At 67.8% G+C, this 19,108-nt stretch carries 19 protein-coding genes; 10 read left to right on the plus strand and 9 right to left on the minus strand.

Annotated elements, in window-relative coordinates:
* Window positions 1-33 precede the first annotated feature (33 nt).
* Complete coding sequence (locus tag B7L05_RS02745) at window positions 34-495, minus strand: hypothetical protein (RefSeq protein ID WP_085808686.1); 462 nt, start codon at window positions 493-495, stop codon at window positions 34-36.
* Between the two features lie 17 nt (window positions 496-512).
* Window positions 513-1,154 (minus strand): histidine phosphatase family protein, encoded by a 642-nt coding sequence (locus B7L05_RS02750; protein WP_085809061.1) that lies wholly within the window; start codon window positions 1,152-1,154, stop codon window positions 513-515.
* Between the two features lie 227 nt (window positions 1,155-1,381).
* On the opposite strand from B7L05_RS02750, the gene B7L05_RS02755 reads away from it, so the two are divergent.
* Window positions 1,382-2,032: an outer membrane protein gene (locus tag B7L05_RS02755; RefSeq protein WP_085809062.1), complete on the plus strand. Its 651-nt coding sequence runs from the start codon at window positions 1,382-1,384 to the stop codon at window positions 2,030-2,032.
* Window positions 2,033-2,157: 125 nt separating this feature from the next.
* On the plus strand, window positions 2,158-3,276 hold the full coding sequence (dnaN, locus tag B7L05_RS02760; RefSeq protein ID WP_085808687.1) for a DNA polymerase III subunit beta: 1,119 nt from the start codon (window positions 2,158-2,160) through the stop codon (window positions 3,274-3,276).
* A gap of 200 nt (window positions 3,277-3,476) precedes the next feature.
* On the opposite strand, the gene B7L05_RS02765 is transcribed toward dnaN, so the two are convergent.
* Window positions 3,477-5,771 (minus strand): CDC48 family AAA ATPase, encoded by a 2,295-nt coding sequence (locus tag B7L05_RS02765; protein WP_085808688.1) that lies wholly within the window; start codon window positions 5,769-5,771, stop codon window positions 3,477-3,479.
* A gap of 484 nt (window positions 5,772-6,255) precedes the next feature.
* On the opposite strand from B7L05_RS02765, the gene B7L05_RS02770 reads away from it, so the two are divergent.
* Window positions 6,256-7,146, plus strand: coding sequence for a LysR substrate-binding domain-containing protein (locus B7L05_RS02770; RefSeq protein WP_085808689.1), 891 nt, complete (start codon window positions 6,256-6,258; stop codon window positions 7,144-7,146).
* Window positions 7,147-7,209: 63 nt separating this feature from the next.
* Here the strand turns inward: B7L05_RS02770 and B7L05_RS02775 are convergent, their stop codons facing one another.
* On the minus strand, window positions 7,210-7,665 hold the full coding sequence (locus tag B7L05_RS02775) for a peptidylprolyl isomerase (RefSeq protein WP_085808690.1): 456 nt from the start codon (window positions 7,663-7,665) through the stop codon (window positions 7,210-7,212).
* 137 nt (window positions 7,666-7,802) lie between these two features.
* Between B7L05_RS02775 and mgtE the strand changes: the two genes are divergently transcribed.
* The 3 genes from mgtE to B7L05_RS17860 all read left to right on the plus strand — a co-directional run bounded on the left by mgtE (window position 7,803) and on the right by B7L05_RS17860 (window position 10,219).
* The gene (mgtE, locus tag B7L05_RS02780) at window positions 7,803-9,263 is read left to right on the plus strand and encodes a magnesium transporter (RefSeq protein WP_085808691.1); all 1,461 of its coding nucleotides are present in this window, start codon (window positions 7,803-7,805) and stop codon (window positions 9,261-9,263) included.
* A 16-nt stretch (window positions 9,264-9,279) separates the two neighbouring features.
* A complete protein-coding gene (locus tag B7L05_RS02785; RefSeq protein ID WP_085808692.1) occupies window positions 9,280-9,714 on the plus strand; it encodes a DUF1489 family protein in 435 nt (144 codons plus the stop codon).
* 67 nt (window positions 9,715-9,781) lie between these two features.
* Window positions 9,782-10,219, plus strand: a complete 438-nt coding sequence (locus B7L05_RS17860; RefSeq protein WP_218775982.1) for a GFA family protein — start codon at window positions 9,782-9,784, stop codon at window positions 10,217-10,219.
* Here the strand turns inward: B7L05_RS17860 and B7L05_RS02795 are convergent.
* Window positions 10,191-10,553 carry a response regulator gene (locus B7L05_RS02795; RefSeq protein WP_085808693.1) on the minus strand — a complete coding sequence of 121 codons (363 nt, stop codon included), beginning with the start codon at window positions 10,551-10,553 and terminating at the stop codon, window positions 10,191-10,193. The two genes, B7L05_RS17860 and B7L05_RS02795, sit on opposite strands and share 29 nt — an antisense overlap.
* 36 nt (window positions 10,554-10,589) lie before the next feature.
* On the opposite strand from B7L05_RS02795, the gene B7L05_RS02800 reads away from it, so the two are divergent.
* Genes B7L05_RS02800 through B7L05_RS02815 form a run of 4 tightly spaced genes read left to right on the plus strand, consistent with a single transcriptional unit; the run spans window position 10,590 to window position 13,176 of the window.
* Window positions 10,590-10,865, plus strand: coding sequence for a DUF3572 domain-containing protein (locus B7L05_RS02800; protein ID WP_085808694.1), 276 nt, complete (start codon window positions 10,590-10,592; stop codon window positions 10,863-10,865).
* A complete protein-coding gene (locus B7L05_RS02805) occupies window positions 10,862-11,518 on the plus strand; it encodes a hypothetical protein (RefSeq protein ID WP_085808695.1) in 657 nt (218 codons plus the stop codon). The genes B7L05_RS02800 and B7L05_RS02805 overlap by 4 nt, the downstream gene beginning before the upstream one ends.
* Before the next feature lie 33 nt (window positions 11,519-11,551).
* Window positions 11,552-12,013, plus strand: a complete 462-nt coding sequence (locus B7L05_RS02810) for a RidA family protein (protein WP_085808696.1) — start codon at window positions 11,552-11,554, stop codon at window positions 12,011-12,013.
* Between the two features lie 32 nt (window positions 12,014-12,045).
* Window positions 12,046-13,176 carry a GNAT family N-acetyltransferase gene (locus tag B7L05_RS02815; protein ID WP_085808697.1) on the plus strand — a complete coding sequence of 377 codons (1,131 nt, stop codon included), beginning with the start codon at window positions 12,046-12,048 and terminating at the stop codon, window positions 13,174-13,176.
* Window positions 13,177-13,182: 6 nt separating this feature from the next.
* On the opposite strand, the gene B7L05_RS02820 is transcribed toward B7L05_RS02815, so the two are convergent.
* The 4 genes from B7L05_RS02820 to B7L05_RS02835 form a co-directional block, all read right to left on the minus strand.
* A complete protein-coding gene (locus B7L05_RS02820) occupies window positions 13,183-13,983 on the minus strand; it encodes a DUF2490 domain-containing protein (protein ID WP_085808698.1) in 801 nt (266 codons plus the stop codon).
* Between the two features lie 88 nt (window positions 13,984-14,071).
* Complete coding sequence (locus tag B7L05_RS02825; protein WP_085808699.1) at window positions 14,072-15,742, minus strand: hypothetical protein; 1,671 nt, start codon at window positions 15,740-15,742, stop codon at window positions 14,072-14,074.
* Between the two features lie 9 nt (window positions 15,743-15,751).
* Window positions 15,752-17,569, minus strand: coding sequence for a hypothetical protein (locus tag B7L05_RS02830; RefSeq protein WP_085808700.1), 1,818 nt, complete (start codon window positions 17,567-17,569; stop codon window positions 15,752-15,754).
* A 1-nt stretch (window position 17,570) separates the two neighbouring features.
* Entirely contained in the window at window positions 17,571-19,085 is a 1,515-nt protein-coding gene (locus tag B7L05_RS02835; protein WP_085808701.1) for an NAD(P)/FAD-dependent oxidoreductase, read from the minus strand.
* Window positions 19,086-19,108 lie beyond the last annotated feature (23 nt).

The raw sequence follows: 19,108 nt of genomic DNA on the forward strand, positions 1-19,108 counted from the left end.
CGGTGAACTTCCAGCGTCACGGCCTGGCGGCGGTCAGCCGAGACACCCGAGCGTCGCCGCATCGATCGCCGTCGCCGCGCCGCCCAGCGCGTAGCTGTCGGCAAAGGCGCGCCCCGACGCGCTCACCGCCGACACGCTCATGCTGCGCCCGCCGCGCATCGCGGCTACGATCGCGCGATCGGTCGCGGCATCGGGCGCCCAGGCGGCGCGGGCGTTGCCCGCCAGCGTGAACCGCCGCTCGCCGATCGCCAGAGTGGCCGGCGCCGCCGCGCTGCGCGCGCTCGACAGGCGGATGTAGATCGCTGGTCGCCCGTCGCGGCCAAAGCGCGCGGCAACGCTGGCGAACGGCCGCCAGCGCGCGCTGCCGCCGGCTCGCAGCGGTTTGCTGATGGCGTAGCAGCGCGCCGGATCGCCTTCGCGGAATGCGCCCCACGCGTCGTACACGCCGATCGCCATTCGCTCGCCAGCGAGCAGCAACGCCACCGCCAGGATCATCGTCGTTCCCGCCGCGATCAGGCCGGAGCGTAGCCGGTGCCGAGATGCACCACCTGCTCTACTCCGCGCTCGATCATCGTCACCGTGCCCTGCGGATGCCCCGGCAGTACCGGTGCTCCGCACGCGTCGAGCGGCGCGCCCGTCATCACCCCGCGCAGCACGCGGCTCGAGATGCCGTGCATGATCACCAAACGATCGCCCGGATCGTCCGCGGTATCGGCGAGCCAGCCCGACACGCGATCGGCGATCGCCTCATACCGCTCGCCGTCCGGTGCGGGGCGCAGCAGCCCCCTCTCGTCCACCACCGGCCCCACTTCGCCGATCACGTCGGCGTAATAGCGCCCGCCCCAGCTGCCCATGCCGATCTCGATCAGCCGATCGTCGTGCCGCGCATCGTGCCAGTCGAGCTCGAGATGCTCGGCGACGATCGCCAGCGTCTGCAGCGCGCGCCCGGTCGACGATGCCCACATCGTCAGCGGCGGCTTCGCGCCGAGCGTCTGCCGCAACGCCCGCCCCATCTCCTCCGCCTGTGCGAAGCCCGCGCGCGTCAGCGGCGTGTGCGGCGCGTCGCCCTGCAGCCGGCGCGCGGCGTTGAACACCGTCTCGCCGTGGCGCGCGATGAAATCACGGCCGCGCCGCGCCTGATGATCGATCGTCATACCGCGCGTTGTCGAGCGCGGCGCCTTCGAAAGCAACGCCTTTCGAACGCTGATCCGGCCATACGCCCGCCCGTGCCGATTGGGCATCCGTCGCGCACGCTTCAACCCCCTGTGGCGCAGAAACCACGGAAATCCTTGTTTATCTGGGGTTCATGCAACGTGGCCGCGCTTCGACCATTGGCGCTTTCCCCGCCGCGTTTCGGCGGAGCATGTAGATGGAGTCATTCATGCGTAACCTCATCCTGGCGACGCTCGCCGCCACCACCGTTCTCGCCGTCCCCGCCGCCGCGCAGGAAGTCGGGCCGTTCACTGGCCCGCGCGCGGGCGTAATCCTCGGCTACGACGCGCTGCGTCCCGGCGACACGCAGGATTCGCTGATCCGCGGCGACCAGGGCAGCGACGGTTTCCTCTACGGCGGCGATCTCGGCTATGACGTCGCGTTCAACGGCCTCGTCGTCGGCGTCGAGGGGGAGATCACCGGTTCGACCGGGCGCGTCACCAACGATCCGCGTGATCCCAACGACTTCGGCTTCGGCCGCGTGAAGGCCGGGCGCGATCTCTACATCGGTGGCCGGATCGGCGTGCTCGCCGCGCCGACGACGCTGATTTACGGCAAGGTCGGCTACACCAACGCACGCCTTGATCTGACGCGTGACGACACGCGCACCGAAACGGGCCGTAACTTCAACCTCGACGGCTTCCGCCTCGGCGCGGGTGTCGAACAGTCGCTGACGCCGCGCACCTATGCGAAGCTCGAGTATCGCTACTCGAACTACAGCGACGCCCGGCTCAACTATCCGAACGGCGCCAGCACCGGCACCTTCGGCGTCGACACCGATCGTCACCAGGTCGCCGCGGGCGTCGGCTTCCGTTTCTGATCGTTAACGAAACCGAACTATCCACCGAAAAAGAGGGGTCGGGGCGCTTGCTCCGGCCCTTCGCGTTTGGTTAGGAAACCGGGGAGTTGCCCCTGGTCGAATCCGGCGGGCCGGGGGACGTGAGAATGAAGGCGACGATCGAACGCGCGACGCTCCTGAAGGGGCTGAGCCATGTGCAATCGGTGGTGGAGCGCCGCAACACCATCCCGATCCTGTCGAACGTCCTGCTCGAGGCGACGGCCGAGGGCACGCTGCGGCTGATGGCAACCGATCTCGATCTCCAAATCAACGAGAACGTCGCCGCCGCGGTCGATCAGCCCGGCGCGACCACCGTCTCGGCGCACACGCTGTTCGATATCGCGCGCAAGCTGCCCGAGGGGGCGCAGGTTTCGCTCACCGCCGCCGACGGCCGCATGGCGATCGTCGCCGGCCGCGCGCGCTTCTCGCTCGGCACACTGCCGCGCGACGACTTCCCGGTGATCGCCGAGGGCGAGCTGCCGACGCAGTTCGAGATGCCCGCCGAGGCGCTGAAGCAGATCATCGACAAGACGCGCTTCGCGATCTCGACCGAAGAGACGCGCTACTATCTCAACGGCATCTTCTTCCACGTCGCCGATGCCGACGGGTCGCAGCCCGTGCTCAAGGCCGCGGCGACCGATGGCCACCGCCTGGCGCGCGTCACGCTGCCCCGCCCCGAGGGTGCGGAGAACATGCCCGACGTCATCGTGCCGCGCAAATGCGTCGCCGAACTGCGCAAGCTGCTCGATGAGGTCGACGGCTCGGTCGGTGTATCGCTCAGCGGCACCAAGATCCGCTTCGATCTCGGCAAGGCGATCCTCACCTCGAAGCTAATCGACGGCACCTTCCCCGATTACAGCCGCGTCATTCCCACCGGCAACGACAAGATCCTGAAGCTCGATCCGTCGGCCTTCATGGAGGGCGTCGACCGCGTCTCGACGATCGCGACCGAGAAGACGCGCGCGGTCAAGATGGCGCTCGATCGCGACAAGATTACGCTGTCGGTGACGAGCCCCGAGAACGGCACGGCGGCGGAGGAAGTCCCCGGCGAATATGTTGCCGCACCGTTCGAGATCGGCTTCAACAGCCGCTACCTCATGGACATCCTTGGCCAGATCGACGGCGACGTGGTCGAAGTCCACCTCGCCGATGCCGCCGCGCCGACGCTTATTCGCGAGAACGACAAGGCGCCGGCGCTCTACGTCCTGATGCCGATGCGCGTCTGATCCGCGCGCCTAGCGGTGTGTGCACGCGCCGCTCGGCTACGCGCTGGTACTTGTTTCGGAAGCGGCGCTGCGACGTGAAGCTCTAAGCGCCCTGCGGTGACGCTCGCGGATGTCAGCGCATCGCCCGGCGCTTAGCCATCGACGTGAAATGGCAGCAGCGCCGATCGATCGGGTGTCCCGGTCGATCGGCGCCACCTCCGTCAGTCTACGCTCTTGCTTCCCCGCGGGGTCAGCTGCCCCGGCGAGATGAAGCCGATCGGCTGGATCGCCGCGGCGTCCTGTTTGAGCTTCGCCGCGATCTGTTGATAGTCGCGCTCCATCTCCGGCGTCACGCTCGCGCGAGACTCATTCAGCGCGGCCAGGAAGTGCGACTGGCGCACCTCGCGCGTGTCCAGCGATTCGCGCAGCGCGATCAGGCCGGCGCGGCGCACCACGTCCTCCAGATCGGCACCGGTGAAACGGTCGGTACGCTCGGCGATCGCGTCGAGATCGACGTCGTCGGCAAGCGGCATCTTCTGCGTCTGGATCGCCAAGATCCGTCGCCGCCCCTGTGCGGTCGGCACGGAAACGTAGATCAGCTCGTCAAAACGCCCCGGGCGGAGCAGTGCAGGATCGATCAGATTGGGGCGGTTGGTCGCGCCGATCACCACCACCGACTGCAATTCCTCCAGCCCGTCCATCTCGGCGAGGATCGTGTTGACGATCCGCTCGGTCACCTGCGGCTCGCCAAGCCCGCCGCCGCGCGCCGGCACCAGGCTGTCGAGCTCGTCGATGAAGATGACCGTCGGCGCCACCTGCCGTGCGCGGGCGAACAGCTTGGCGATCTGCTGCTCGCTTTCGCCATACCATTTGCTCAAGAGGTCGCTCGATTTGGTAGCGATGAAGTTCGCCTCCGCCTCACGCGCCACCGCCTTGGCGAGCAGCGTCTTGCCCGTCCCCGGCGGTCCGTAGAGCAGGAAGCCCTTCGCCGGGCGGATGCCCAGCCGCCGAAACGCGTCCGGATCCTTCAGCGGCAGTTCGACGCCTTCCTTTAGCCGCATCTGCGCGTCGTCTAGCCCGCCGACATCGTCCCAGCGAACCGTCGGCGCCTGCACCATCACTTCGCGCATCGCGCTCGGCTGCACGCGCTTCAGCGCCTCCATGAAATCCTCGCGCGTCACCGCCAGCGTGTCGAGCACCTCGGGTGGGATCGTGCGCTCCTCCAGGTTGAGCCGCGGCATGATCCGCCGCACCGCCTCGATCGCCGCCTCGCGCGTCAGCGCGGCGAGATCGGCTCCGACGAAACCGAAGGTGGTCCGCGCCAGCTCGTCGAGGTCGACGCGGTCGCCCAGCGGCATGCCGCGCGTGTGGATGCCCATGATCTCGCGGCGCCCGCGCTCGTCTGGCACGCCCACCACGATCTCGCGGTCGAACCGTCCCGGCCGCCGCAGCGCCTCGTCGATCGCCTCCGGGCGGTTGGTGGCCGCGATCACCACCAGATTGGCGCGCGCTTCCAGCCCGTCCATCAGCGTGAGCAGCTGCGCGACGAGGCGCTTCTCGGCCTCGCCCGATACCTGGCCGCGCTTCGGCGCGATCGAATCGATTTCGTCGATGAACACGATCGACGGTGCGGATTTAGACGCTTCCTCGAACACCTGCCGCAACCGGCCCTCGCTCTCGCCATAGGCCGAACCCATGATTTCGGGGCCGTTGATCAGGAAGAACTGCGCGTCGCTTTCGTTAGCGACGGCGCGCGCCAGCCGCGTCTTGCCGGTGCCGGGCGGACCATGGAGCAGCACACCCTTGGGCGGATCGACGCCCAACCGCTGGAACAGCTCGGGATAGCGCAGCGGCAGTTCGACCATCTCGCGCAGCTGGTCGATCGTGCCCGCCATCCCGCCGATATCGTCGTAGGTAACGTCGGCGCGCCGCGCGTCGTTCGGCTCCTCATATTCGGGCCGCAGCTCGATCTCGGTATTCTCGTCGATATGGACGATGCCCTTGGGCGCCGCAGACACCACGACGAGGCGGATTTCCTGCAACGCATAGGCCGGCGCGTTGACATATTGCGCCATCCCCGGCGGCATGTTCGCGACGCGCTGGTGCCCCGCCGTCGCGATCACGTCGCCCTGGCACAGCGGGCGTCCGATGAACGTCCGCTTCAGCGCCACGGTCGATCCCTGCAGCCGCAGGTTCTGCGCCGCGGGGGCGAAGACGACGCGCGTCGCCGGCTTCGATTCGGCACGCCGAACCTCGACGAAATCGCCCGAGCCTACCCCCGCGTTGGCGCGCTGCAAGCCATCGATACGGACGAGCGCTAGCCCCTCGTCCTCCTGATACGGCCCAACCGCGCGCGCCGGCGTGGCCTTCTTGCCGACGATCTCGATCACGTCGCCGTCGCTCAGCCCCATCGACGCCATGAACGCCCGCGGCAGATGCGCAATCCCCCGCCCGCTATCCTCCGGCCGCGCATTCGCGACCTGGAGCTTGGCCGCCGCTGTATCGCCATCCGCCAAAGCGCTTCTCCTTCGTCTTCGTGACCTGTTAGATATATACGCGCGATCGAATTGGGAGGGCGCACGGCGCGCTCATTGTCGGATCCGGGAAGAGCGCAGATGCAGCGCGCGCACTAGAGGCTCACGGGCAGCGAACCGTTGCAGCCGCATGCTATCTCGGCGGTGCTGGCGAACGCACAATTAGCCTAGTCGAACCTGAGTAAGATGGCGCTTATGCGCCGCACTCGTCAGCTATGATCCGATAGCCGCGCCCGTATACACGCCGCACAGTCGACAAAAAAAGGGCCGACGCGAACGCCGACCCATGAAAGTTTTTAGGAGAGGATGCCTGAAAGGCACGCCGTAATTGGGCTCGGCGGTTTGATTGTGCAAGTGCGAAAGAAACGATGCCGCGTGCATTTTGTGCAACAAGCTCAGAGGCAGGGTTGCACAGCTCGCGACGTGACCGCATGATGCACCGCACCATTGACCCGCCGGAAGAGTAATGCGTCGCCTCCCGCCCCTCACTGCGATCGAAGCCTTTGTCGCCGTGGCGCGGCTCGGCTCGGTGAAGCTGGCGGCGCAGGAACTGGCGCTTTCGGCGCCCGCGCTGAGCCGCCGGGTGCAGACGCTCGAGCGGTTCCTTGGCCGGCCGTTGTTCGATCGGCGTCATCAGGCGATGATGCCCAACAGCGACGGCGATCGCCTTCTCGCGCAGATCGCGCCGGTGCTCGATCAATTGTCAGATGCGGTTGAATCGATGACCAGCGCAGTGGACGTCGTGCGGCTGCGGCTGGGCGTGCTTCCGCTGTTCGCGTCGCAGCGGCTCTTCCCGCGCCTTGCCGAGCTCCGCGCGACGCATCCGGAGCTCCATCTAGACATCGATACCGCCGGGCACGGCGTCGCTAGGCTCGGCGAAGGGCTGGATGCGGCGATCGCGTTGGCGCGCGACATCGATCCCGCGCTGTACGCCCGGCGGCTCGACCGCAACATGGTGTACGTGATCGGCAGCCGTACGCTGGTCGAGCGGCCCGATCCCATCGCCCATCCTGAACAGCTCGCCACGCTGACCGCGCTCGTCCACCGCGACATGCCCGACACGTTCGCCGCGTGGCGCGAGGCGGCGGGGCTTTCGGATATCGAGCCGATGGCGGTCGATCACTTCGATTCGGGGGCGCTGATGCTCGAGGCGGCGGCGCAGGGGCTCGGGATCGCATTCATGCACGAAAGCCATTTCCAGGACGCGGCCGATCCGCGGCTGGTCAAGCTGTTCGATATCGAGGTGGTGAGCCCGTACAGCTATTGGTTCGTCTGCCGCCCGCGCGCGCTACAGCTGAAGCCGGTGCGCATCTTTCGCGACTGGCTGATCGAAACGCTGGGTTCGAAAACGGTCTGATCGCACAGCTGTCGGGACGGACGCCAAGCGCCGTCCCGACAGTCACGCGTGCTGAGCGCGTGCTTACGACGCGCGCATCTTGTTGATCTTGCCCGGCTCGCGCGGCGGCTCGCCCTTGGGCAGCGCATCGATCAGGTCCATTCCGTCGGTCACTTCGCCCCAAACGGTGTATTGGCCGTCGAGGAAGCGCGCTTCGTCGAAGCAGATGAAGAACTGCGAATTGGCGCTGTTCGGATCGTTGGTGCGCGCCATCGAGCACACGCCGCGCACGTGCGGCTCCTTGGAGAACTCCTGCTTCAGGTTCGGCTTGTCCGAACCATGCATGCCGGTGCCGGTCGGATCACCGCCCTGCGCCATGAAGCCGGGGATCACGCGGTGAAAGACGACGCCGTCGTAGAAGCCCTCGTTGGCGAGTTCGGCGATACGCTCGACATGTGCCGGCGCGAGATCCGGGCGCAGCTTGATCGTCACGTCGCCGCCGTCCAGCGTCATGACGAGCGTGGTGAAAGTTTCGGCCATGAAACGGCTCCTTGCGGTAAGTTCGGGAAGGCGGCGCCCTACCGCCGCGGGTGCGCGAAGGCAAATGGCCGCGGTTGGCTTGTGCCGGCGACGCCGCTAGGAGCCGGTCCGCCGATCAGCCGAAGGGAGGGCATGCGATGAGCGAGACCGAACTTCGAGAGCCCGAGCGCCGTCCGCCCGAAGACCGCGGCTACGACGAGCACCCCTTCGGCGAGCGGACGACGGGGGTCGACGACGATCAGCTCGACGCCGACGATCGGCTGCGGCCCGAGTTCGTCGACGCCGTGCTCGCGGCGGTAGACGACGGCGACACCGAAGAAGCGCACCGGCTGGTCGAGCCGCTGCACCCGGCGGACATCGCCGACCTGTTCGAGCTGACGCCGGACGATCGCCGCGCCGGTCTTGCCTCCGCCGTCGCCGACCTGCTCGACGGCGACGTGTTCGCGGAGATGAACGATTACGTTCGCGAACGTCTGATCGACGCGCTCGACGCGCGGCAGGTTGCGGACCTCGCCTCGGAACTCGACACCGACGATGCCGTGGCGATCATCGAAGATCTCGATGCCGACGAGCAGCGCGAGGTGCTGCGCGCGATGGAGCCCGACGATCGCGCCGCGATCGAGGAGGCGCTGTCCTACCCGGAGGAATCCGCCGGCCGCCTGATGCAGCGCGAGCTGATCGCGGTGCCCGAGCATTGGACCGTCGGCGACACGATCGATTATCTGCGTGGCCACGAGGAGCTGACGACCGACTTCTGGGAGGTGTTCGTCGTCGATCCCGGCCACCGCCCGGTCGGCACCTGCGCCTTGTCGTGGATCCTGCGCACGCCGCGCGGCGTGTCGATGGCGGACGTGATGAAGCGCGAGCAGACGCTGATCCCGGTCGACATGGACCAGGAGGAAGTCGCACTTCGCTTCCAAAAATACGCGCTGATTTCTGCCGCCGTCACCGACGGATCGGGGCGCCTCGTGGGCATGATCACCGTCGATGATATCGTTCACATCATCCAAGAGGAGGCGGGCGAGGACGCGCTGCTGCTGTCGGGCGCCGGCGAAGGCGACATCAATGAGCCGATCCGCTTCACCGTGCGCACCCGCGCGATCTGGCTGATCGTCAATCTCGGCGCGACGATGATCTCCGCCTCGGTGGTAGGCGTATTCAGCGCGGAAATCGCCCGCTTCGCGCTGCTCGCCGCGCTGATGCCGATGGTCTCCGCGCTCGGCGGCAATGCCGGCACGCAGACGCTCGCGGTCGTCGTGCGCGCGCTCGCCACCAATCAGCTCACCAGCTCGAACACGCTGCGCATGCTGATGCGTGAATTTCGCATCGCGATCTGCAACGGTGCGATCCTCGGCTGCGTCGGCGCGCTAGGCAGCTATCTGGTGCTCGGCAACGCCCAGCTGTCCATGGTGTTCGCGCTGGCGATGATGATCAACTCGCTCGTTGCCGGGCTCGTCGGCGTGATCGTGCCCGTCGCGCTCGATCGCGCCAATATCGATCCCGCCGTGTCCTCGGCGGTGTTCGTCACCACCGCCACCGACGTGATGGGCTTCTACTCGTTTCTCGGCCTCGCCTCCTTGTGGGCGCTTTCCGCCTGACCCACATCTCACGGCCATGCCGTCGTCCCTGCCGCCGCTTCCCATCACCCCGCTCCACATCACCAAGGTGGCGTTCGGCAATCCGAGCGTCGATCACCTTGCCGAGCGGCTGAAGCAGCGCGCCGCGGAAGGCCCGTTGTTCCTGACGACGCGCTACCTGCCCAAGCGGCACGAGGAGATCGCCGGCGTCGGCTCGCTGTTCTGGATTATCAAGCACCAGCTCGTCGCGCGCTCGTCGATCCTGTCGTTCGGCGAGGCCGAGGGTGGCCGCGTCGCGATCCACATCGATCCCGAACTGCGCCTCGTCGCCGCGCGTCCGAAGCGCGCGCATCAGGGCTGGCGCTACCTCGAGGCGGCGGACGCCCCCGCCGATCTCGGCGGCGACGGCACCGGCATGGCGGAACTGCCCCCGGCGCTGATCGGCAAGCTCGCCGAACTCGGCCTGGTCTGACGCCGCCGCTCCGCTTGCCTCACGACCCGAGGACGGTAGCTTGGGCGTTCGACCGCGGGGATCAACGATGAGAGCGCAGTGCCAGTGCGGGCAACTCGCCGCGCAGCTACCCGGACCGACCTTCGCCGTCGTGGCATGCCACTGCCTAGCCTGTCAGCGCCGCAGCGGCTCGCCCTTCGCGGTGCTCGCCTATTATCCCGTGGATCAGGTTGAGATCGTCGGCGAGGCAAGACGCTTCACGCGTCCCACCGACGAGGGCAATCGGTTCGAGACGTTCTTCTGCGGCGACTGCGGATCGACGGTCTACGCAAAGGCCGGCAAGCACCCATCGATGATCGGGATACCGGTCGGCGCGATCGCCAATCCGTCGTTACAGCCGCCCGTCCGGTCGGTATGGGAACAGAAGCAGACATCATTGGGTTACGCTGCCCGATCACGTGCAGCACTTCGCGCAGGGTCGCGGTTAGCGCTTCGCGCTACAGCAGCGCGCCCACCGCATCCATGAATCGCATCAGGCTAATCGGCTTCGACACATAGGCTTCGGCCCCCGCGGCGCGGATCCGCTCCTCATCCTCGCGCCCTGCATAGGCCGTCACCGCCATCACCGGAATCGCGCGCAACTCCTCATCGGCCTTGAGTTCGAGGATCAGCTCGTATCCCGTCACGTGCGGCATCTGGATGTCCATGATGATGAGGTCGGGCACGAAGTCGCGCGCGCGCGCCACCGCCTCGCGTCCGTCGCGCACCGGCTCGACCGCGAATTCATGCGCGCGCAGCAGGTCGCAGAACAGCTTCAGGTTCAGTTCGTTGTCCTCGACAACGAGCACCTTCTTTGCCACGCGCGTTGATCCCCCGTTCCGGGTGAGAGATAGGCAATGAAGCGGACCGATTCAAACGCAGAACCTGCCGATGCGCTCGCGCTGCGTGCGCTGGTCTGGACACTGTCCGAACCGGACCGTGCATCGCGCCTCGTCTCGCTGACCGGGCTCGATCCCGACGATCTGCGCGCCCGCCTCACCGAACCGGGCGTTCTTGCCGCATCGCTGATGTTCCTCGAACAATATGAGCCCGATCTGATCGCCTGCGCGAGCGATCTCGCCGTCAAGCCCGAGGCGCTAGTGCGCGCCCGCCACGAACTGGAAGCCCGATGACCAGACCGCTGCTGATCTCCGACTGCGACGAAGTGCTCGTCCACATGGTGCGCCATTTCGGCGACTGGCTGGGTGAGGCGCACGACATCGATTTCACCCCGTCGAGCTGGGAACTGGGCAAGAACATGCGGCGGCGCAACGGCGGCGGCGTGCCCTCGCGCGAGGAAATGATGGGGTTCCTCGACGGCTTCTTCCCGCACGAAATGCATCGCCAGACGCTGGTGCCGCACGCCCGCGACGCGCTTGCCCGCATCGCCGAGGTGGCGGACATCGTCATCCTCACCAACTTGCAGGATCAATGCCGCAGCCACCGCGTCGACCAGCTCGCCGCCTTCGGCATCGCGCATCGCGTCGAGTGCAATCAGGGTCCGAAGGGCGGCCCAGTCGCCAGTTTGGTGGCCGAGCACGGCAACCCCGTCACCGTGTTCATCGACGATCTGCCGATGCACCACCAATCGGTCGCCGAGCACGCGCCGCAGGTGCATCGCCTGCACATGGTGTCCGAACCGGCGTTGGCACCGGGCGTGCCCCCCGCTCCCGCCGCCCACGCGCGGATCGATCACTGGCCCGAAGCACTCGCCTGGGTCCTCGATCGCTTTGCCGCCGGCCACCCGGCTGACGGCGCGGCGACGATCGGCGCGCTGCAGGATTGACCCGCCGGGGGCGGTGGTGTTGAACCCGCCGCCATGACCGACCGTATCGATCGCACGCTCGAAGAGCTCGGCCTCGCGCTTCCGCAGGCTGCTGCCCCCGTCGCCACCTATGTTCCCGCCGTCGAGGCGGGCGGGCTGCTCCACGTCTCCGGACAGCTGCCGTTCCGCGACGGCAAGGTCGTCACCGGCCGCCTCGGCGACGATCTCGACGTCGCCGCCGGCCAGGAAGCGGCGAAGCTCTGCGCGCTGATGGTCGTCGCACAGGTGAAGGCCGCCCTTGGCGATCTGACGCGCGTCGGCCGGGTCGTGAAGCTCGGCGTGTTCGTCAATTCGGCGCCCGGCTTCGGCGACCAGCCCGAAGTCGCCAACGGCGCGTCGGACCTGATGGTCGCGCTGTTCGGCGATGCGGGCAAGCATGCGCGCGCCGCGGTCGGTGTCGCGGCGCTGCCGCGCAACGCCGCGGTCGAGATCGACGCCGTGATCGCGGTCGCTTGAGCGGCGCGCACTTCACCCTAGATTAGGCGGGCATGACCGCCGTCACCGCCCGCCTCGCCGACGGCGTATCCGCTATTCCCGCCGATCAATGGGATGCGTGCGCCGGCGGCGGCAACCCGTTCGTCAGCCACGCCTTCCTCGCCGCACTCGAACAGTCGAGCAGCGTCGGCGCGCGCAGCGGCTGGCAGCCGATCCCGATCATCGTCGACGGGGCGGACGGCGCGCCGATCGCGGTCGCGCCCGCCTACGCCAAGTCGCACAGCCAGGGCGAATACGTCTTCGACCATGCATGGGCCGATGCGTGGGAGCGGGCGGGCGGCCGCTATTATCCCAAGCTTCAGATCGCCGCCCCCTTCACCCCCGTGCCCGGCCCGCGCCTGCTGCTGCGCGACCGCGCCGCCGCGCCCGCGCTGATCGCGGCGTTGGAGGCGGTCACCGATCAGCATGAATTGTCCTCGGCACACGCCACCTTCGTCGATCCCGATCAGGTGCCGCTATTCGAAGCCGCCGGCTGGCTGATCCGGGAGGGCACGCAGTTCCACTGGCGCAATCAGGGCTTCGGTACGTTCGACGATTTCCTTGACACGCTCGCCAGCCGCAAACGCAAGGCGATCCGCAAGGAACGCGCCGCCGCCGTCGCTGGCCTTACCATCCGTCACTTGACCGGGCCCGAGATCGGGGCGCGCGAGTGGGACGCCTTCTGGACCTTTTATCAGGACACCGGAAACCGGAAGTGGGGCCGCCCCTATCTGACGCGCAGCTTCTTCCCGCTGCTGGGGCAGACGATGGGCGATCGCGTGCTGCTCATTCTCGCCGAGCGCGACGGCGTGCCGATCGCCGGCGCGCTCAACCTGATCGGCGGCGACGCGCTCTACGGCCGCTACTGGGGCTGTACCGAGGACGTGCCCTTCCTCCATTTCGAACTGTGCTACTATCAAGCGATCGATGCCGCGATCGCGCGCGGGCTGGGAAGCGTCGAGGCGGGCGCGCAGGGCGAGCACAAGCTCGCGCGCGGCTACGCTCCGGTCCCAACCTGGTCGGCGCACTATATTCCCGATGCTGGCTTCCGTCGCGCGGTGGCCGATTTCCTCGTCCGCGAACGCGACGCGGTCGAGGCGGACCAGGTCTATCTGGGGCAGATGACGCCGTTCAAACGCGGCTGAGCCGCTTCACTTGGTAATGACGGGCTCGTGGTTGCGCGTCTTGGGCTGCAACCCGGGACCGACCGTCGGCACGACCGCGGGCGGCCGGATCCGCCGCGCCAGCTGGAACGACACGCCGACGACGGCGGCGTGATTCATGTTGCGCCGGCCGTTCACCGCGCGCTGACGCTGGTTGAGATAGCCGAGTTCGAGCGCCGCCGACGAGGTGATCGGCAGCTGCACGCCGGCGAAGGTCCACAGGTCGTCGTAGCCACGCCGCGCGCCCCAATCGGTTTCGTTGAGGTTGAGATACAGCTCGACCGACATCACCCCCACCGGCCCGCCGCTCTCCTTCCTGGTCAGCGGCGTCGCGACGAGTAGTTGCTGCGCCACCCGTGCGTTCCACTGCGTTCCCGTCGAGCGCAGGCGCTGCTCGAAGCGCGTTTGCGCGCGAATACCGACTCGCCCGATCGCGCCGACGCGATACGACGCCTGCTGGAAGAACCGGTTTTCGTTCAGGTCGTTGGGCAGCCGCGCGCCGTCGATGAAGGCGTATAGGTAACCGGCCGACAGGATCAGCGACTCGCTCTTGCGCCACGAAATCACCGGCGGGATGATCGTGATCGGCGCGGTCGCCGCATTGTCCGAGCTGAAGCGCGGCTGGATCTCACCCGACACGAACCAGTCGTCGGCGATCGGCGCGACCACTTGGACGCTACCCCAGATCTGCTTGCCGTGATTGGTCTGCGCCACCGCCGGTGTGCTCGACAGCGCCGCGGCGGCGATGGCACATACTGCCAGCGTACCCGTCCGAACCAACATCTTCATTGCGCGCTTAATGCCTGTTCAATGCGGTCGTACAAGCACTTAGTGCGCTGGTCGCCAGCTTACGCGACGAAATGAGTGGCGCGTTCCGCTAGGCCTTGGGCGGCGGCGGCAACTCGCGCTGCTTCGCCCGCGCGCGGCGCGCCCGCAGCTCGAGGAACCAGCGCGGATACAGTTCCTCATCGCTGATCTGCGGGGCGGGCCGGGTTCGATTGACCTTGAACAGCGCGCTCGCCCCGCTCGGCGATCGCCAGATCCGATCGAGATCGGTCGCGTAGCGCGCGTTGAACGGCGGCGTGCGGATCAGCCAGACGTAATCGAACGCCTCGCGCGGAAACCGCGCCATCGAGAAGTCGATCGGCTTCCACCATTCGCGCGGGCACCAGCCCGGCGTGACGATTTCGGACGGATCGTGCGCGAACATGCCGGCCGCGCTGTAGCGCGCCGTCAGCAGCTGCGCGCCCGCCATCGACCATTGATCGTTGGCATAGGCGAGCCGCCGCTCAAGCGCGATCGCCGGCAGATGCTCCAGCCGGCTCATCCGCCACTCGTTGTGGCAATTGGTGCCGACGAACGTCACCACCTTGGCGCCAACCGGCAGCTTGTCGAGCGCGGCGAGTTCGGTGTCGTAGTCGCGGTCGAACTGCCAGTAGCTGATCGTCGTTCCGGCGGTGCGCAGGAGGAAGAAGCTCAGCCCGAGCGCTGCAAGGATGCCCGCGTGCCGTGCCGTCATCGTCGCGCGCGGGCGAATCGCGATCAGCGCGATGGCGACGACGAACGGCGCCAGCCGCATGTCGGCATAGGCCGATCCGAACACGATGCGCGGCAGCGCGACGAAAACCGCGGCGAGAAACAGCGCCGACAGCCCCAGATTGCGCGAATATTCGATCGCGGGATCGCGGAACGCCTTGAACAGGATCAGCACGAACACCGCGGTCGACGCGATGTCCCACAATTCCCAGCGATCGCGCAGGATCATCATGATCCACGCGACCTTGGCCTGCCAGTTGAACCAGTCGGCCGTCTGCCCGGTTACGTGATCGCCCGAGCGCCAGAAGATCATCAGCGCCATCGGCAACGCGAGCGGAATGCAGCCGAGCCCGGCGCGGAACCAGCTTTCCAGCCAGTGGCCCGAGCCTGCGTCCTTGCGCGCGTCGTGCTGCCGGATCATCTCGGCCGAGAAGGCGAGCACGCCGAGCACGCCCCAGCCGAACGTATGGCACAGCCACAACAGGCATGAGGCGGGAACGAAGATCGCCGTGCGCAGGCGGAAGCGCTTCAGCCGCCCGAGCCGCAGCCACAGCGCGAACAGGCACAGCGCCAGCGCCATCGACAGCGCGAAGTTCACGAACCCGAACTGGAACGGGTAGCTGTAGGCGAGCGGCAGCGCGAACAGCGCCGTCGGCGGGATCCGGCCGTGTACCTCGCGCGCGATCCACAGCAGCCCGGCGGCGGTCAGCGCGGGGATGCTGATGACGATCAGCTTCACGCCCAGTTCCAGCCCGAACAGCTTGGCAAAGGGGATGATCAGCAGGTCGATGCCGAGATTTCCGATCAGCGACCATTGGAACGCGAACCACTGCGCCAGCCAAGGCGCCTCTGCGCTTGGCGTCAGCTGGACGCGATACCGCCCCATGTGGCCGGGCAGATCGACCAGCGGGGGGATCTGCGGCCACAGCAGCGGCACGATGGTGATGACCGTTGCCGCCACCACGAACGCACGCATCTGCCACCAGCGAAGGGGCGTCCCCGACTGCTCCATCTGCCCGCCTTACGGGCGGCGCGTCGGCGAGGGCAAGGGGCGAATGACCCGCCACGCCATCGCCGGCGTGCCGGTCGCGATCGGCGCCAGCCAGTCGAAGCGTTCGCCGCGCGCCAATCGCGCCCACAGTCCGTGCGGATAGCGGTCGCGGTAGAGGTCGGTCTCGTTAAGTCCCGGACAGGCCGCGATATAGTCGGCGCCGCTCGCCAGTACGATCGCGCGCGCCGCGTCGGGCGACGCGCTGAACCCCGTCAGCACGGTAGCGAGTGCCGCCGGCGCGCGATGATAGCCGCCGGCAACCGCGCGGTGATGCGTCGTGGCGAGGATATCGGGAGTGATGTCGAGCGGCGCGAAGACGATCCCGGCGGGCAAGCGGCCTATCACGCGCACGTCGCCGACCCGATCGCACGGCCGCATGCCTGCGTTTCGCAGGCCTTGCACCGGAATATCACCCGTTGCGCCGGGCATTGCGGCATCCGCGATCATCACGCCGAGCGCCGCGGCCTGCCCCGGCGAGGCGACGAGCATCGCCGCCAGCGTCGCCGCCACGCGGCGGCCGGGCCGTGGCACGGCACGTGCGCGCACCAGCAGCGCGTGGAACAGCGCCGCGGCGCCCGGAACGGCGAGCGCGTTGGCGGTCGCCCCGGCGCGGTTGACGAAGATGGCGACCCCCAGCGCCGCGGCGACCAGCGCCGCCATCGTCGCCCAGCGCGGCCGCGCTTCCCCGCTTGTGCGCTGCCAGCCGCGCCAGCATCCCACCAGCCCGACGATCGGCAGCCCGACCGTCATCACCGCCCAGGACGGCGTCTGCTCCCACAACGGCCGTCCTTCGGTGACGTTGACGTACCACAGGTCGCGCACGATCGGCGGCAGCGCCGCGAATGGCCCCGCGAGGCACGCCGGCGCGCTCGCCGCCAGCGTCGCCGCGGCGGCCGCACCGGCGGCGGCCAGCGCCACGAAGCGGACAATCACCGACTGGCGGCCAGCCATCGTGGCGAGCGTCGTCGCGCCCGCTGCCACGCCCAACGTCGCGAGCCACGCCGGCGCCATCGCGTCGCATGACGGCAGCAGCGATCCCGGCCCGCGCGTCGCACCGTGCAGCATCGCCGCCCCCAGAAACAGGCTCCAGACGAGGCCGATCAAGCGATCGCGCCCCGCCGGCTGCCACGCCCAGTGCAGCGCCGCGACCCCGGCGATTGTCGCCGCGATCGGCATGCCTTCGAGCGAAACGGTCAGCAGCCCAGCGAGCGCGAGGCCGGCGAGCGCGCCCGCCCGCCATGTCATGCGGCCGACCAGCGGCGCCACCGCCGCCAGCGCGAGCACGATCTGCCAGCCGTGATGGTCGATCCGCATCGGGCGAAGCTGGTATACCAACGGTGCGGAGAGCGGCGCGAGCAGCACCGCGTAGCGCGCGATCTCGCCGCCAGCGAGCCTCAACGCGATCCGATGGATCAGCGCCATCGCTGCGAGCAGCGCCAGCAGCGGCACGACGACGAGCGCGATCCGCGTCGCCGCCGCCTCCCCCAACGGGCCGGCGAGCCACAGCACCCCTGCGATCGGCAGGTCGACGAGCCGTGACCAGTGCATCGGGAAATCGCCGCGGTTCAGCCGGTGCTGTGCCACGTCCCACCAACTCTGCCCGCCGAGCCAGTCGCGCACCTCCACCAGCCGCATCGCGTCGTCGGGGTCGACGAAGCGCAGCGCCAGGATGGGTTCGGCCATCGCCAGCGTCAGTACGATCGCGGCGATGATCCACCCGATCAGAACGGCGCGGGCGCCGCCGCGATCAACGCCCGTCGCGGGCGTCAGCGCGTCCTCGGCGTCCACATCACGCCGCCTTCAGCCGTTCGGGCACCGCGCGCAGGCTGCCGAGCGCCGCCTGTTCGCCCTCGTTGCCGCTCTCGTGATATTCGGCGTCCTCGTTGACTGCCCAGATGTCGTAGACGCGCGCGCCGGCGGCGATGTTACGCACCGTCAGCATCGCGGTCATCATCGCATGATCCTGGTTGTTGTAGCGATGCATGCCGTTGCGCCCGACGCAGTGGAGCGTCGGATAGCGCGCCTCGATCTCGCGGCGCAGCGCCTCGACGTTGGCGGCATAATCCTCGTCATAGACGGGATACGCCTTCTCCTGCCGCACCACCGTCCCGCCGACGACCTGATCGGCATCGCACAAGCCGAGCTGCGCCATCTCGCGCGTCGCCAGCGCGACCAGATCGGCGTCGCTCGACGACCACAGCCCGTCGCCCTCGAAGCAGAAATATTCGAGCCCGACGCAGGCAACCTCCGGATCGGGCACCATCTCGGGCGACCACGAGCGGAAGTTCTGTACCCGGCCGACCTTTACCTTCGAATCGTGGATGTAGATCCAATTGTCGGGAAACAGATCGGGCGATCGGATCATCAGCGCGACGGTCAGGAAGTCGCGGTATTTGAGGTTCGCGGCCTCGGGCAGCGTCGCGGGCAGCGGATGCAGCCGGCTCGCCAGTTCGCGCATCGGGGCGGAAGAGATGACGTGCGCCGCGTTGATCGCGACGGTCCCGCCGTCACCGTCGCTCGCCGTCACCGTCCAGCGCTGCGTCACGTCGTTGAACGCCAGCTGCTTCAGCTGATGCCCCATCAGTACGTGGTTACCATGCGCGATCACATGATCGCGCGCCGCTTCCCACATCATACCCGGCCCGAGCCGGGGATAGCGGAAGCTCTCGAGCAGCGTCTTCACCGCCATGCCGTCGTTCGGGCGCTTGTTGAGCCCAAGGCTGCGCTTCAGCCCATCGGTCACCGCGCCCCACAGGCTCAGCCCCTTGATGCGCTGCGCCGCCCAGTCCGCGCTCATCGCGTCGCACGGCATGCCCCACACCTTCTCGGTGTAGGTCTTGAAGAAGATCGAATAGAGCTTCCAGCCGAAGGCGTTGACGGTCCAGTCCTCGAAGCTCTTCACGCGCGTGTTCGGCAGCAGCTTCGCCTTGGCGAAACTCGCCATGCACAAGGCCGAGCGCCAGATGCCGAGGTTCCACAGCGCTTCGAACGCGCGCAGTGGGTAGCTGTAGAACTTTCCCTCGTAATAGATGCGGCTCATCCGTGGCCGCTCAATGAAATCGTCGGGCAGGATCTCGTTCCAGAGGTCGACCACGTCCTTCGACTTCGAGAAGAAGCGGTGTCCGCCGATGTCGAAGCGATAGCCCTCATGTTCGACGGTGCGGCTGATCCCGCCGACGTAGCGCGGATCCTTCTCGATCATGGTAACCAAATAGCCCGCCTTGCCGAGCAGATAGGCCGCGGTGAGGCCCGCCGGCCCCGCGCCGATGATCGCCACGTCAACCGTGCCGACTGAATTCGCCATTCCTGTGCCGCCCCGTCCTTTTG

The sequence above is a fragment of the Sphingomonas sp. TZW2008 genome (assembly GCF_002117915.1).
GTDB lineage: Bacteria > Pseudomonadota > Alphaproteobacteria > Sphingomonadales > Sphingomonadaceae > Sphingomonas.

Coding starts and splice junctions, on each gene's coding strand:
- B7L05_RS02745 (WP_085808686.1), bottom strand. CDS start 495: ATGATCCTGGCGGTGGCGTTGCTGCTCGCTGGCGAGCGAATGGCGATC.
- B7L05_RS02750 (WP_085809061.1), bottom strand. CDS start 1,154: ATGACGATCGATCATCAGGCGCGGCGCGGCCGTGATTTCATCGCGCGC.
- B7L05_RS02755 (WP_085809062.1), top strand. CDS start 1,382: ATGCGTAACCTCATCCTGGCGACGCTCGCCGCCACCACCGTTCTCGCC.
- dnaN (WP_085808687.1), top strand. CDS start 2,158: ATGAAGGCGACGATCGAACGCGCGACGCTCCTGAAGGGGCTGAGCCAT.
- B7L05_RS02770 (WP_085808689.1), top strand. CDS start 6,256: ATGCGTCGCCTCCCGCCCCTCACTGCGATCGAAGCCTTTGTCGCCGTG.
- B7L05_RS02775 (WP_085808690.1), bottom strand. CDS start 7,665: ATGGCCGAAACTTTCACCACGCTCGTCATGACGCTGGACGGCGGCGAC.
- mgtE (WP_085808691.1), top strand. CDS start 7,803: ATGAGCGAGACCGAACTTCGAGAGCCCGAGCGCCGTCCGCCCGAAGAC.
- B7L05_RS02785 (WP_085808692.1), top strand. CDS start 9,280: ATGCCGTCGTCCCTGCCGCCGCTTCCCATCACCCCGCTCCACATCACC.
- B7L05_RS17860 (WP_218775982.1), top strand. CDS start 9,782: ATGAGAGCGCAGTGCCAGTGCGGGCAACTCGCCGCGCAGCTACCCGGA.
- B7L05_RS02800 (WP_085808694.1), top strand. CDS start 10,590: ATGAAGCGGACCGATTCAAACGCAGAACCTGCCGATGCGCTCGCGCTG.
- B7L05_RS02805 (WP_085808695.1), top strand. CDS start 10,862: ATGACCAGACCGCTGCTGATCTCCGACTGCGACGAAGTGCTCGTCCAC.
- B7L05_RS02810 (WP_085808696.1), top strand. CDS start 11,552: ATGACCGACCGTATCGATCGCACGCTCGAAGAGCTCGGCCTCGCGCTT.
- B7L05_RS02815 (WP_085808697.1), top strand. CDS start 12,046: ATGACCGCCGTCACCGCCCGCCTCGCCGACGGCGTATCCGCTATTCCC.
- B7L05_RS02820 (WP_085808698.1), bottom strand. CDS start 13,983: ATGAAGATGTTGGTTCGGACGGGTACGCTGGCAGTATGTGCCATCGCC.
- B7L05_RS02825 (WP_085808699.1), bottom strand. CDS start 15,742: ATGGAGCAGTCGGGGACGCCCCTTCGCTGGTGGCAGATGCGTGCGTTC.
- B7L05_RS02835 (WP_085808701.1), bottom strand. CDS start 19,085: ATGGCGAATTCAGTCGGCACGGTTGACGTGGCGATCATCGGCGCGGGG.